Origin of the sequence: Phascolarctobacterium sp. Marseille-Q4147 (genome assembly GCF_017968825.1) — a bacterium.
GTDB lineage: Bacteria > Bacillota > Negativicutes > Acidaminococcales > Acidaminococcaceae > Phascolarctobacterium_A.
This window is the reverse complement of the sequence record NZ_CP072874.1, coordinates 1,469,291-1,483,417: the sequence shown is the minus strand read 5'-3', so window position 1 is coordinate 1,483,417 and position 14,127 is coordinate 1,469,291. Positions and strand designations below refer to the sequence as shown.

13 protein-coding genes and 3 tRNA genes are annotated in these 14,127 nt (G+C 47.8%); 1 reads left to right on the top strand and 15 read right to left on the bottom strand.

Features of this window, described 5'->3' with window-relative positions; all coding sequences use genetic code 11:
• Positions 1 to 94: 94 nt before the first annotated feature.
• From KAH19_RS07020 to KAH19_RS11095, 11 genes are all read right to left on the bottom strand, one after another.
• A complete protein-coding gene (locus KAH19_RS07020) occupies positions 95 to 1,294 on the bottom strand; it encodes an HD domain-containing protein (protein ID WP_210685514.1) in 1,200 nt (399 codons plus the stop codon).
• Between the two features lie 141 nt (positions 1,295 to 1,435).
• Entirely contained in the window at positions 1,436 to 1,867 is a 432-nt protein-coding gene (gene sufU / locus KAH19_RS07015; RefSeq protein ID WP_210683988.1) for a Fe-S cluster assembly sulfur transfer protein SufU, read from the bottom strand.
• Positions 1,857 to 3,092 carry an aminotransferase class V-fold PLP-dependent enzyme gene (locus KAH19_RS07010; protein ID WP_246869326.1) on the bottom strand — a complete coding sequence of 412 codons (1,236 nt, stop codon included), beginning with the start codon at positions 3,090 to 3,092 and terminating at the stop codon, positions 1,857 to 1,859. The genes sufU and KAH19_RS07010 overlap by 11 nt, the downstream gene beginning before the upstream one ends.
• Positions 3,082 to 4,185 (bottom strand): SufD family Fe-S cluster assembly protein, encoded by a 1,104-nt coding sequence (locus KAH19_RS07005; protein WP_210683987.1) that lies wholly within the window; start codon positions 4,183 to 4,185, stop codon positions 3,082 to 3,084. The genes KAH19_RS07010 and KAH19_RS07005 overlap by 11 nt, the downstream gene beginning before the upstream one ends.
• Positions 4,186 to 4,196: 11 nt before the next feature.
• Positions 4,197 to 5,603, bottom strand: a complete 1,407-nt coding sequence (gene sufB / locus KAH19_RS07000; RefSeq protein ID WP_009145554.1) for a Fe-S cluster assembly protein SufB — start codon at positions 5,601 to 5,603, stop codon at positions 4,197 to 4,199.
• A gap of 14 nt (positions 5,604 to 5,617) precedes the next feature.
• Positions 5,618 to 6,370: a Fe-S cluster assembly ATPase SufC gene (gene sufC, locus KAH19_RS06995; RefSeq protein ID WP_009145555.1), complete on the bottom strand. Its 753-nt coding sequence runs from the start codon at positions 6,368 to 6,370 to the stop codon at positions 5,618 to 5,620.
• Between the two features lie 544 nt (positions 6,371 to 6,914).
• Positions 6,915 to 6,990, bottom strand: a tRNA-Val gene (locus KAH19_RS06990).
• A 5-nt stretch (positions 6,991 to 6,995) separates the two neighbouring features.
• A tRNA-Glu gene (locus KAH19_RS06985) sits at positions 6,996 to 7,070 on the bottom strand.
• Between the two features lie 3 nt (positions 7,071 to 7,073).
• Positions 7,074 to 7,149: transfer RNA gene (locus KAH19_RS06980), tRNA-Asn, on the bottom strand.
• Positions 7,150 to 7,318: 169 nt separating this feature from the next.
• Positions 7,319 to 7,783 (bottom strand): YhcH/YjgK/YiaL family protein, encoded by a 465-nt coding sequence (locus KAH19_RS06975; protein WP_210683986.1) that lies wholly within the window; start codon positions 7,781 to 7,783, stop codon positions 7,319 to 7,321.
• 157 nt (positions 7,784 to 7,940) lie between these two features.
• A complete protein-coding gene (locus KAH19_RS11095) occupies positions 7,941 to 8,012 on the bottom strand; it encodes a putative holin-like toxin (RefSeq protein ID WP_371816701.1) in 72 nt (23 codons plus the stop codon).
• 90 nt (positions 8,013 to 8,102) lie between these two features.
• On the opposite strand from KAH19_RS11095, the gene KAH19_RS06970 reads away from it, so the two are divergent.
• On the top strand, positions 8,103 to 9,659 hold the full coding sequence (locus KAH19_RS06970; RefSeq protein WP_210683985.1) for an ABC-F family ATP-binding cassette domain-containing protein: 1,557 nt from the start codon (positions 8,103 to 8,105) through the stop codon (positions 9,657 to 9,659).
• Between the two features lie 79 nt (positions 9,660 to 9,738).
• Here KAH19_RS06970 and KAH19_RS06965 read toward each other — a convergent pair whose 3' ends face one another.
• The 4 genes from KAH19_RS06965 to ilvN form a co-directional block, all read right to left on the bottom strand.
• Positions 9,739 to 10,377, bottom strand: a complete 639-nt coding sequence (locus KAH19_RS06965; protein ID WP_246869325.1) for a uracil-DNA glycosylase family protein — start codon at positions 10,375 to 10,377, stop codon at positions 9,739 to 9,741.
• Between the two features lie 27 nt (positions 10,378 to 10,404).
• Positions 10,405 to 11,784, bottom strand: coding sequence for a lipase family protein (locus KAH19_RS06960; RefSeq protein WP_210683983.1), 1,380 nt, complete (start codon positions 11,782 to 11,784; stop codon positions 10,405 to 10,407).
• 105 nt (positions 11,785 to 11,889) lie between these two features.
• On the bottom strand, positions 11,890 to 13,545 hold the full coding sequence (ilvB, locus tag KAH19_RS06955) for a biosynthetic-type acetolactate synthase large subunit (RefSeq protein ID WP_210683982.1): 1,656 nt from the start codon (positions 13,543 to 13,545) through the stop codon (positions 11,890 to 11,892).
• 17 nt (positions 13,546 to 13,562) lie between these two features.
• Complete coding sequence (gene ilvN, locus KAH19_RS06950; RefSeq protein WP_210683981.1) at positions 13,563 to 14,090, bottom strand: acetolactate synthase small subunit; 528 nt, start codon at positions 14,088 to 14,090, stop codon at positions 13,563 to 13,565.
• Between the last annotated feature and the right edge of the window lie 37 nt (positions 14,091 to 14,127).

The window sequence follows — 14,127 nt, the reverse complement described above, 5'->3', positions numbered from 1 at the left end:
TTTTTTGTAACTTTTCTTATATTCAGAAGCTTTTTTACTTACAAAATCACTTTATTTACAACAAAAACGCCGGCAAAGCCACCGGCGTTTTACTTTAGTCTATCACAGGAAACTCGTCATATACTCTGCCAAAATCAATTCCACCAATAATTTTATTCTTGTACTGCTCGCGAATAGCCCGCTCGCCCTCCTCCATATGCTTGGAGGTTATGCCATAGCGACGCGACAGCCACACCTCTACAAAGGCCGAAAGATTATCGCAGCCTTTGAGCACACTGCCGTCAATTGCATGGAAGCCCGGCTTGTTGTACTTGCTGCTAATCTCTTCAATACTCGTATGTACTACCTTGCCGTCAATTCTGACACGATTGGAAAATTCATCCTGCGTATAATACAGAATATCCTCATGCCAGGTATAAGGCAAGAGCGGCAGGATCTTTTCAGCTACCATACGCTCTTCCATACGCTTAATCAGCTCATCAAGGCCCGGTACACTGCGTTTGACCGGTGAAATAATATCGCGTGTCAACACCTCCGGCAAATCGTGGAAAAGGCCGCAGAGGAAATCGCCCACGATACGCTCATCACAGGCTCCCAGCTTAACTGCGCAAAAATAACCCATAATCGCTACCAGCAGTACATGCCCCATAACAGAGGTTTCAGGAACACGCGGCGACTGCGCCCAACGCTTTTGGAAGCGAAGTTGGCCGACAAGATCGATAAACTTGCTGCTCTTACCCTTCAGCGCCAGCTTCTTTACTGCCGCCAAGTCGTAATGATCCTCCAGCTCGTTTTCTATAACAGCCTTGGTATCCTCACTGCCGTAAATACCCTCATTAAAGTGATATATCAGCTCAAATTCCCATTTGGTTGCCAGATAATGGGCAGCGCGTAAAATCTTTTTTTCCATAGCGCAGTATTGCGGGTCCTCAAAATAAAGCTGCATTTTTTCCATAAAATCTTCCTGAATATCAGGAATCCGCCGCCGCAGCTCCTGATAAACCCAGGCATTAAGCTCCTTGCCATAAACACGCATCATTTCATGGAAAATCTGCGGCTTGATATCAGTCAGCACGTTACGCTGCAAAAACTCAAAAATACCGCCCTCAATCAGCAGACGCCAGTTGAGCTGCGCACCATGGTCATCCTCCTCATGGCGGGCCAGCACATACATAATCATCATCTTATGAGCCTGCTTATCAAGCTCTGTAAAGCCGCTGGGACGGATATGCTCATTCCAGCGCTGGATATGCGCTGCATCATATAAAAATTCAATAAAGCTTTTGGTCAGCATTGCTTCATCTCCCTCATAAACACGTCTACTCTTATTTAACAGCAAAAACAAGCTTTTGGCAAGAACGCCGATAACTTTATTTTGTACCTGCATATATTAAAAGGCAGCCTCCACCTGTGCGAAAGCTGCCCGTTAATTAACTTATGCCTTTTTATCCAGCATTTGCTCCAGTGTATGCCAGCCAAGCACGGCGCATTTAACGCGCGCCGGCATGTGGGATACATCCTGCAGCACACCTGCTTCCTCCAGCTCGTCAATCTCTTCCTCGCTGGCAGTGCCCTTAATCATGCGCAGGAAAATATCAGCAAGGCGCAAAGCATCTTCCTCACTCTTGCCGATAACCAGGTCCAGCATCATATCAGCACTTGCCTGGCTGATTGCACAGCCGCTGCCCTGAAAGGCACCGTCAACAACCACGCCGTCGGCAAGCTTCAACTTCATGGTGATATCATCACCGCAGCTGGGATTGTAGCCGCGCATCTCTACGTCTGCATCAGGCAAATCATGCTTATGACCGGGATGCATATTGTGGTCGATTAAAATTTCGTTATAAAAGGCTCTATTATCTGCCATAGCCCATTCTCTCCCTTATTGTAGATAAGCTGCTGATGAAGCGCTCTACATCTGCTGCCGAATTGTAGAAGGCCAGACTTGCACGGGCAGTAGCACCGGTGCAAAGGTGGTCCAGCAGCGGCTGAGCGCAATGATTGCCGGCACGTACATTTACGCCGTCAGCATCAAGAATTGCAGCGATATCATGTGGATGCACGCCTTCTACCGTAAAGGTAAGAATACCCTTATGCTCTTCCGCAGTTTTGCCGCCGATAATATGCACACCGGGAATATTCTGCATAGCATCAAAGGCTAATTTCGTCAGCGCTGCTTCGCGCGCTTCGATTACCTCAAAGCCGATGCTGTTGATATATTCGATAGCAGCATGCAGTCCGGCAGCACCGGCAGCATTTACCGTGCCAGCTTCAAACTTGTGCGGCAACGGCGCATATTCCTGGCCGTCACGGCTTACAAAGCTGATCATCTCGCCACCGCTCAGGAACGGAGGCATAGCCTCCAGCAATGCCTTTTTGCCGTATAACACACCGATGCCCATAGGTCCGAGCATCTTGTGGCCGCTGAAAGCAAGAAAATCAGCGTCCATTTTCTGCACATCAATCGCCATATGCGGTGCGCTCTGCGCTGCGTCAATCACAGCAACAGCGCCAACCTTATGCGCAGCGGCAATAGCCTTGGCAACAGGATTCAGACGTCCCAAAACATTGGAAACCTCTGCCATCGCTACGATTTTAGTTTTTTCGGTTACAGCAGCGTCAATAGCCTCATCGCTGATGCTGCCGTCAACAGCACATTCAATGTACTTTACTACAGCACCGGTCTGCTGCGCAACCATGCGCCAGGGCAGCATGTTGCTGTGATGCTCCATAATCGTCGTAACGATTTCATCACCGGGCTTAAGGTTAGCCAGACCGTAGCTGTAAGCTACCAGATTCAGGCTTTCCGTAGTATTGCGGGTAAAAATAATCTCCTGCTCGCTCTTGGCATTGATGAATTTCTGCACAGCAACGCGTGCATCCTCATAAATATCGGTTGCCTGCATTGCCAGGTCATACAAGCCACGCAATGGATTAGCATTGTGTTTGAGATAAAAATCACGCTCTGCCTCAATAACGCAGGCAGGCTTTTGTGTGGTAGCAGAGTTGTCCAAATAAGCAACATCGTTAGCTGCCAGCAAAGGAAAATCCTTTTTATAATCAAAGGACAGTAAATCCTTATCATTCACCATCTGCCATCACTCCTTCCAGATAACGCTGTACCAATTGCACAGTATCCTCGTCATCAATCTTGCGGCACAAAGCATCAATCTTCGCCTTGGCCATCATATCAACAGCCTCCTGCTCACTGAAGCCGCGGCTGCACAGGTAGAATAATAATTCGTCATCAAGCTTGCCGATGCTGGCGCCATGGTTGCCCTGCACGTCCTCCTCGCTGCACAGAATCAGCGGAATCGTCTGGTTAACCACGTCGTCGCTCAACAGCAATACTGTTTCCTTCTCGTCACCAATCGCACCGGCGCTGCCGTTTTTGAAATCAATCGTGCCACGGTAAATTTTCTTGGCACCACCCTGCAGCACGCCGTCTGCAGTCATTTCGCAGGTAGTCTTTTTGCCGTAATGGTTGGCGATAAAGTTCATGTCCACAGTCTGTCCATGGCGGCCGTAATAACCGATAGCAGCATTGAAATCACTGCCGTCACCGAGAAGCTCGGTGCGTACGCCATTATAGATTTTATCTGCACCAAGTTGGATTTGCAGAAGCTCAAAGGCAGCATTGTTGCCAAGCTCACTGCCAACGTCATTGATATGCAGGAAATCTCTACCTAAAAGCTGCACCTGCACCAGCTTAACCTTAGCACCGGCAGCTACGTCTATCTTAGTCTGAATGCTTGCCTGACCTTTAGCCTGCGCTGTAGAGATATAGGTCATCAGCACAGTAACCTCACTGCCGGGCTTAGCTTCGATTTCAATCTGATTATAGCAGCTTGTATTATCGGCATAACGCAAAGTAACAGCAGCTACGCTCTTGCCTGCGTCAGCAACAAGACGCAGCTTTTGGCCTTCGCCCAGACTGCTCATTGCTTCACCGACACCGCCTGCTATTTTGGCAAAATCAGTGCCATGTACTGCACACTGAGCCTTTTCGCTGCAGCCGCAGCAGTTGCTGCCCTTGCTTTTATTCAGGCAAACACTGCCCTCCAAAGCTACACGCGGTTCACAGATATCCTGCGGCAGCTCCAGACCGGACAGCTTTGTTTCATTCATTTTTAACCTGTTCCAGGTCGGAGCAGGCAACTGATTTATTACTAATTCTTCTATCATGCTGCTCCTCCTTAACCTATACTGCCTTGCATTTCCAGGCGAATAAGGTTGTTCATCTCAACAGCGTACTCCAACGGCAATTCTTTGGAAACATTATCCGCAAAGCCGCTGACAATCATCGCTCTTGCTTCTTCCTCGCTGATACCGCGGCTCATCAGGTAGAACACTGCGTCATCGCTGATGCGGCCGATTTTTGCCTCATGTCCGATATCCGCGTCGGCAGTACGCACATCAATAGCGGGAATGGTATCGGAACGGGAAATATTATCCAGCATCAGGCTTTGGCAGGAAACAGAAGATTTGGCCTGCTTAGCCTTATTGGTAACAACTACGCTGCTGCGGAAGGTGCTGATGCCGCCGCTCTTGGAAATAGAGCGTGTGTTGACAATGCTAGTAGTTTTCGGTGCATTGTGCACAACCTTGCAGCCTGTATCCAGGTTCTGGCTGTGACCGGCAAAGGTTACGCCGGTAAATTCACTGTGCGCGCCGGTGCCGTTCAAAATACTCATCGGATAGAGATAGGAAACATGCGAACCGAATGAGCCGGAAACCCATTCAATAGTACCGCCCTCTTCAACCAAAGCACGCTTGGTATTAAGGTTGTACATATTCTTCGACCAGTTTTCAATCGTAGAATAACGCAGCTTAGCATTTTTGCCGATAAACAGCTCAACGCAGCCTGCATGCAGGTTGGCAACGTTATATTTCGGTGCGCTGCAGCCTTCGATAAAGTGCAGGTCTGCGCCCTCGTCAACAATAATCAGCGTATGCTCAAACTGGCCTGCGCCCTTCGCATTTAAGCGGAAGTAGGATTGCAGCGGAATAGCCACGCTTACTCCCTTCGGTACATAAACAAAGGAACCTCCGGACCACACTGCGCCATGCAGTGCGGCAAATTTATGGTCGGTAGGAGGCACCAGCTTCATAAAATGCTCATGCACCATTTCCGCATAAGGTCCGTTCAAAGCGCTTTCCATATCAGTATAAATAACGCCCTGTTCTTCTACCTCTTTACGCACATTATGATAGACAACCTCGGAATCATACTGTGCGCCTACACCTGCCAGACTGCTCTGCTCTGCCTGAGGAATACCCAGACGATCAAAGGTATCCTTAATGTCTTCGGGAACATCCTCCCATTTACCCTGCATGTTCGTATTCGGACGTACATAGGTAACGATGTTATCCATATTCAGACCATCAATAGAAGGTCCCCAGTTCGGCACCTGCAGCTTATTATAAATATCCAGGGATTTCAGACGGAATTCCAGCATCCATTCCGGATCATGCTTTTCACGGGAAATTTTTTCAACAATCTCACGTGTCAGGCCTTCCTGAATGCGGTAAGCGTCCTTATCCTCGTTACGGAAGTCGTAAAGACTTCTGTCTATATCATCAACATAGGTTTTTTCTTCCATATTTTCCCCACCAGTTATTCCTTATTCTGCAAAAACTTTTCAAAGCCATTTTTGCTGACTTCATCAACCAGCTCCGGACCGGCATTTTTGATAATCTGTCCCTGAGCCAGAATATGAGTATGGTCAACATGCAAAGCATCCAGAATTTTAGTATTGTGAGTAATAATCAGCAATGCGCCCTGACGATGCTCCTGGAAGGTTTTGATGCCTTGGGAAACAATCTTCACTGCGTCAACGTCCAGACCACTGTCTGTTTCGTCAAGAATTGCCAGCTTAGGATTCAGCATCAAAAGCTGCAGAATTTCTGCCTTCTTCTTTTCGCCGCCGCTGAAGCCGGTGTTCAGATCACGCTCGGCATATTTGCTGTCCATCTGCAGCAAAGCCATAGCCTGACGCAGTTCCTTACGGAAATCCCAGGCCTTGATGCGTACACCGCGTTGCTGCTCCAAAGCAGTTTTCAAAAAGCTGCTCAGGCTGATGCCGGGAACCTCCAGCGGATTCTGGAAGGAAAGGAACAGACCTGCCTTAGCGCGTTTATCTACGGCAAGTTTGGTAATGTCTTCGCCGGCAAAATTAATGCTGCCGCCCTTTACGGTATATTTGGGATTACCCATCAGCGCATAACCCAAGGTGGATTTGCCTGCACCGTTAGGTCCCATAAGCACATGAGTTTCACCCGGCTTAATATCAAGATTAATATTGTGCAGAATCTCTTTGTCCTCTACATTGACTACGAGATTTCTTACCTCTAATAAATTCTCTGCCATATTTATCCTCCAATCGAAGCAATCCGGAAGAACTGCTTCTCAAAATTTTAATTCCCACATTTCTAGTATGAATTCCATACCCTATTATAAAATTATTTCTCGCACTATGCAAGCGCTTAACGCAAATATGCGCCTACAATTTGCAAATATTTTGCAATACAGCGCACTTAAAAATGCCTTTTAACAGCATTCTTCTTATTATATAATATTTTCAGGAAAATTTATAGTGAGGCGGGAAAATTTATGGTCAAAACAGCAAAATTCACTGTCTAGGAAAATTTTTTTCGGAAACAGCGCCGAGAAAATTACAAATCGAAGCACAGTAGTCCGGATTCGTTTAAGCCGATTACTAAACTCAAGTCCTATGACAAGCTTAAAAAACGCTCCCAAAGTAAAACAGGATGCGCAAGCATATGCCTCAGCTTCGCATCCTGTTATTGATTATAATAAAAATATACGCAGCTAATGTCTGCTAATTGGCAGACATTAAGTTAGCCACATAACGAAAAAAAGCACTCCATTTGCATGAAGTGCTGAATTTACGTGGTGGGCGCTAACGGGATCGAACCGCTGACATTCTGCTTGTAAGGCAGACGCTCTCCCAGCTGAGCTAAGCGCCCGAAAATGGTGACCGGTGGGGGAATCGAACCCCCGATACCGCCGTGAAAGGGCGGTGTCTTAACCGCTTGACCAACCGGCCAGGTGGCTCCCCGAGTAGGACTCGAACCTACGACGCCCTGATTAACAGTCAGGTGTTCTACCGGCTGAACTATCGGGGAATATTTCGTGATGTTTTGTGTTGTTCAACATCACGAGTGTTATTATACTAAGTCCACACGCATTTGTCAACACTTTTTTTAAACTTTTTTATGATTTTTTCAGAAAAAGTTTTTCAAAGTCGTCAAACCGCTTTGTTTAAGCAGCAAAAACCGCTCAACCATGCGTGTTTTAGGCTTTTACCTTAACTACGATTTTTTGTACGTTGCTGGCGATTTTTTCTACAGAACAATTCGGTCTGTGCAATTCCCACGGGAAAAAAATTGCAAAATCACCGGAACTTAATACTGCGCAGTTCTTCTCCTGCGGGTCAGCATAAAAAATTACATCTTCTTTTTCTGCTTTATTTTCTGTTTCTACACAATCAGCTGTCAGCGGTGTATACCAAATTACTTCCTCACCGCGAGCAACAAACTGTACATCAATATAATCGTTATGCTTTTCCGGACGGCGTTCAGCCTTAGGCTCGGTATCATAAGTATTGACGCGGGCAAAAACATTGCGTCCGTCAATTTCATATTCTCCGTTTTCTACCTTGCTGAAATCAGTCGCAGCAACGTAAGCCAAAGCTTTTTGCAAACGCTCGCTTACATACGGCAGAAGCTTTTCAATATCATTTTTATTTCCTTGCAGCATAATTATTTTCCTCCTCTATCGTTGACGAAAGCATTGTTGATTGTTATAATATATGTAGGTTGGTCTGACGATTGAGCCCGTCAGCTCTTCCCAATTAATTCTTTAAGTTAAGAAAAGGCTGGCTTGCTTTAGTCGGTCTTTTTCTTTTTATGTAATGTTACTTACACGCCAAGATAATGGTCGCAATAAGAATGCCGAAAGCAATCATAAAACTTAAGGCTTCGTACATTCGCATAGCTCCCAACTCCCTTGAGGGGCAGCCGACGTTCGTAAAACCATTATCATTATACCAAAACTAAACTAATAAAGCGAGGTTTTTATGAGCTACTTAAACGTCACCAATGTTTCCCACTCCTTTGGCGGCCGCCAGATTTTAGAAAACGTTTCCTTTAAGCTCCTGCGCGGTGAGCACGTCGGTCTTGTCGGCGCTAACGGCGAAGGCAAATCCACCTTTTTAAATATCGTAACCGGTCACGTACTGCCTGACGAAGGCAAGGTTGAATGGCCCGGCAAGGTTACCGTCGGTTATCTGGACCAGCAAAGTACCCTGGAAAAGGGCATGACCATCCGCGAAGTTCTGCGCACTGCCTTCGACGGCATGTATGCTATGGAGCAGCAGATGCTGGAGCTGTACGATAAAATGGGCGATGCTTCTCCCGAAGAGCTTGATAAAATGATGAACACCGTCGGCGAAATCCAGTCTGAGCTGGAGCACAGCGGTTTTTATTCCTTAGACAGCAAAATCGAAGAATTTGCCAACGGCCTCGGTCTTGGCAGCATCGGTCTTGATAAAGACGTAAGCGAGCTTTCCGGCGGTCAGCGCAGCAAGGTTCTGCTTACTAAGCTGCTGCTGCAGAACTCCCAAATTCTGCTGCTGGACGAGCCTACCAACTATCTGGACGTTGAGCATATCGAATGGCTCACCAAGTTCCTGCAGAACTATGAGCATGCCTTCATTTTGATTTCCCATGACATTCCCTTCCTCAACAAGGTTGTCAATGTCATCTATCATCTGGAAAACTGCGAGCTTACCCGTTACAGCGGCGACTACGATAAATTCCAGGAAATGTATGCTATCTATCAATCCCAGAAGGCTGCAGCCTACGAGCGTCAGCAACAGGAGGTTGCTAAGCTGGAGGACTTCATCGCCCGCAACAAAGCGCGTGTTGCTACCACCAATATGGCAAAAAGCCGTCAACGCAAGCTCGATAAGATGGAAATGATCGAAAAGCCGCGTGAAAAGCTGAAACCGACCTTCAAATTCACCGAAGCACGTACCCCCAGCCGCTTCATCGTAGAAGCGAAGGATTTAGTACTCGGTTACGACAGCCCTCTCACCCGCCCTGTTACCTTTAATCTTGAACGCGGTCAGAAAATTGCTATCCGCGGTGTCAACGGCTTAGGTAAAACCACCCTGCTGAAAACTATTTTAGGCATCATTCCGCCTGTCAGCGGCAAGGTTGAACTGGGTGAATTTCTGGAGCCCGGCTATTTTGAGCAGGAAGAGCGCGAAAAGAACGAGAATACTGCTCTCGATGATGTTTGGAACGAATATCCCGGCCTGACCAACTACGAGGTGCGTGCAGCACTCGCAGGCTGCGGTCTGACTAACGAGCACATCACTAGTAAGGTTTTCGTCCTCAGCGGCGGTGAGGCTGCCAAAGTGCGTTTGTGCAAGCTGATGCTGAAGGATGTCAACTGGCTGGTACTGGACGAACCTACCAACCATCTCGATGTTGACGCAAAAGACGAGCTAAAGCGTGCGCTGAAGGAATTCAAGGGCAGCGTTCTGCTTGTTTCCCACGAACCGGAATTCTACGAGGATTGGGTAGATAAGGTTTGGAACATTGAAGACTGGACCACTAAGATTATTTAATATCATAAGTATAAGACACAAAAAGCGTTCTGCCGCAAAATTACGGCAGAACGCTTTTTTATTTGCAACAGCTTGCTTTTCAGCGTACACGTTTCTTAAAAATTTTAAACAGCTCCGTCTTTTCTTCAGACATAAATTGATAACCCGGTGCCAACAGCGCAGCACGCTCGCGTGCCGCCTCCAGATCATGGAATACATCCCATTTGGATGCTACCAGCTGCTTGCCGTACTGACGCAGCAAATACGCCGGATGGTAGGTAGCAATGCAGTCAAAGCCCTGTTCCGTGCGGAACCACATACCGCGGTCGCGCGTAATGCGCATATCGGGACGGCCCAGACAATGCAGCGCCACGCTGCCCAAGGCCACGATTACCTTCGGCTTAATAATCTCCAGCTCACGCTTCAGCCACTGCTTAGCGCAAAAATCTGCTTCGGCAATATCCGGTGTACGGTTATTCTTCGGTCTGCATTTAATCACGTTCGTGGTCAATACTCTGTCACGCGTCATCTTGGCTGCCCACAGAGCCTTGTCCAGCAATTGTCCGGACGGACCGATTAACGGACAGCCGTAATCATCCTCGACCTGGCCCGGGCCCTCTCCTACAAACACAATCGGGCTTTCGGGATTACCGTACCAGCCTACGGGAGCAATAGCATCCTGACGTAAGGGGCAGGCTTGACAGTTTGCCAGCTCGCCCTCCAATTCACTTAAATCCATATCCTCATCCTCCACTATTTCAACATTCTAATATCCTAAGTCAGCTTCATGCTGCGTTACGATAAACGGCAGCTGCTCACACAAGGCTTCGCGTGCCTGCCAAAGGTTTTCGCCAACAGCCTGAATATTGCCTACAGCCGGTGATACCTTACGGCCGAAGCTGCCAAGCGCCAGCATGCGCCCGTTTTTATCAACCAAAGCCTGTTCCAACGTCAGATACCAATAACCATCCTTGGGAGCCTGACTGCCATCCATGCCGCAGACCAGCATATATTCCGCACCGGCCTCTTTGCTGAGCTTCAGCAAATCCTGCTTTGTGTAGGCATCCTTCGGCAGATTGCGTTCCATAATAATATAGCTTGGCAGCATTTTGCGATATTCGTCAAGCACAAAACGCTTGATATCCGTTACATAGGCAAGCTTTTTCAGACTGTCGGAGGTATTTACCCAAACAGCTACCACGGGCTGCTGCGTAATTTTTCTATCCGTAACAGGCTCCAGGCGTCCCATGCTTATCTCTTTGTCACGCTCTTTATAGTATTCGCTGATGCTGTAATCAAAATACATAGCCATAGCATGCTGCAGATTGCTGATTTTATTGGAAAGGCTGTACTTCACAGGCTCGCCGAACTGCTTATAGCCGCCGAAAAAAGTCTGCAGGCTTCCGGGCACAGGGTCCGCCGTGTTGCTGATACGCAGCAGCTTAATCTTATCACCGTACTGCTCCGCAAAGGCACTGTTGCCAATCGCCGGAGCGCCAAAGGTGATAACAACGAACTTTTCCTTAGGCATTCCCAGGCTCGCTAAACGCTCGCCCAGCAGCGTCGCTGTCGCTCCGCCAAGGCTGTGACCTGTAAGCACAAGATAAGCATCAGAATCCTCGCTTACGCGCTTGAACAGCCCTCTCAGCTTGCCGTTCTCGTCAACTACGCCGCTGCGCAGCACAGCATCCACATAGCTGTTAAAGCCTGCATGCACTGCCGCGCCATCCTTAGGCACAGGCTGCGCTGCCAGCTCCTGCATCTCCGCTAAGGTAGAACCGCCGTAATTAACCTTTTTGGTTGCAAGATTAATCTTCCAATCACTCTTGCTGGCGCTGCCGCGAAAGGTTACCAGATATATTTGCTTATTAACTTGCGGAAAATAATTTTTGGCTACAGCATAATTCAGCTCCACCTTGCCATCATTTCCCTGCTGGCTTTCAATCTGCCAACCATAGCTGCGCAGATAGTCAAACTCCTGAGAAGTATACGGCAGATAAACACCCAGACAGGATGCTGCCGCGATTGTTGTAAAATAACTCTGCATATAGGCAGAGCTTACCGGATTAGGTGACGCTGCATATGTCATCGTACCCAAGCCGAAAAACAGACATACAATTGTAAGTAAACGCATAAGCTTAAGCATGCTGCACCTCCTTGTAACATACCATTGCTATTATTATAACACAAAAGTCCGAACCTCTTGAAGAGATTCGGACTTTTGCGTTATATATCTGTGCTTACCTTTTAATTATTCCCCAAGGCCACGGACGAATTCGTCTACGCCTTTACCGGGCGCAACCATCGGTACTACCATATCCTTAGGATCGATATCAACCTCAATTACATAAGTATGGTCCTTGTCTAAACCGCGCTTTACTGCAGCAGCAAAGTCTTCCGGTGTAGCAACATGCTCTCCTTCCAAACCGAAGGCTTCCGCATATTTTACAAAGTCAACATAGCCGGGACATTCGCAGGCCATAAAGCGTTTATTAAACTGCACCGTCTGCAGCTGACGGATCATGCCCAAACCGCTGTTATTGAAAACAACGGAAACTACAGGAATATTATTGCTTGCTAATGTAAACAGCTCGCTGCCTGTCATTTTATAGCCGCCGTCACCGCTGATGCAGATAACTTTTGTTTCCGGACGGGCAAGCTTTGCACCCATAGCTGCCGGCAGACCAAACCCCATTGTTCCCAGTCCGCCGCTGGTAATCAGCTGGCGTGCATATTCAACCTTCAGATGCTGTGCCGTAAACATCTGATGCTGTCCTACATCCGTTGCCAAAAGATAGTCCTTGCCCTTCAGGACAGGATTAAGAGCTTCAATAAAGAGCGGTGCGGCATTATTGCCGTAATCCTCATCCATACCGGGCCAGGTCATGATTGTATCCCACCATGCTTTTATATCATGTCCCTTGCAGCCTTTGTCCAGCATCTTCAAAATAGTACGCATATCACCGGAAATATCAATCGTGCTGGCAATATTTTTATTCAGCTCAGCAGGATCAATATCAATATGGATAATTGTTTTATGCGCGCTGTATTTATCACGGTCACCTGTTACACGGTCATTAAAGCGTGTACCTACTGCCAGAACAACATCCGCATTAGCGACAGCATTGTTGGCACGCTCATGTCCATGCAAGCCGCTCATGCCCAAAAATTGTTCACGGTAGGAGCTGATGCAGCCCAAGCCCATCAGCGTGCTGGCTACAGGCAGATGCATTTTTTCACAAAGATGCACAGCTTCGTATTCCGCACCGGAGATAGCTACACCGCCACCAACCAGCATCACGGGACGTTCAGCCTTGTTCAGCGCAGCTACAGCTGCAGCAACCAAATCCTTTTGCGGCATAGCAACTGGCAGCTCGCGCAGCTTGCTCGCATGATATTCCATCATGCTCGTCTGCACGTCATGCGCTACATCTACAAGCACAGGGCCGGGACGACCGCTTTTCGCCATCTGAAAAGCCAGGCGCATGGTCTGCGCCAATTCTTCCGGCTTATTGACCAGGAAATTTTGCTTCGTAATCGGCATAGTGATACCGGTAATATCTACCTCCTGGAAGGCATCATGACCGATCATGCTGCTTTTTACCTGTCCGGTAATAGCTACTACAGGAATAGAATCAAGAAATGCATTTGCCAGACCTGTTACAAGATTCGTCGCACCGGGACCGGAGGTAGCACAGCACACGCCAACCTTGCCGCTGGCACGTGCATAGCCATCAGCAGCGTGCGCTGCTCCCTGTTCATGCGCTGTCAGTACATGCTTAATATTTTTTACATCACGCAGCGCGTTGTAAAACGGCAGTATAGCACCACCGGGATAACCAAAAATTGTCGAAACGCCTTCTTCCTCAAGGCATTTCACCATAACTTCCGCACCAGTAAGCTGCATAGTGTTATACTCCTTTCTTACGCTTCTTCGGCATGAGGCCATTCATAGCGTGATTCTTTAACTTCCAATGCTTCATCGCCACGTTCTAAAGCAACGATTCCAGTCTGCACCATTTCGACAATACCATAACGGCGCAGAGCATTGGCAAAGGCGCACAGCTTGCCTTCATCACCTGTGTTGACAAAGGTCATGCTGTTGCCGGTAACATCAATAGCATGGGAACGGAAGGCTGTTGCTAATTGCAGCACCTCCATTTGCTTTTCGCCGGCGTGTACCTTGACCAGCAGCATACTGCGCAGTGCGCTCGTTTCACGATGCAGCACCTTAATGCGTTCTACCTCGCTAAGCTTAGCCAACTGCTTGCAGACCTGCTCGATTGTCAGCTCGTCCGCATCCAGTACGATGGTCATACGTGCATATTCCGGATCCTGCGTACTGCCGCTGGTTAAGCTGTCAATATTATAGCCACGACGGGAAATCAGTCCCGTAACCCTCATTAACACACCAGGACGATTGTGTGCGACAATAGATAATATCTGTTTCATTTCTTTTCTCCTGAATCTGATAAATCCACAGCTATTT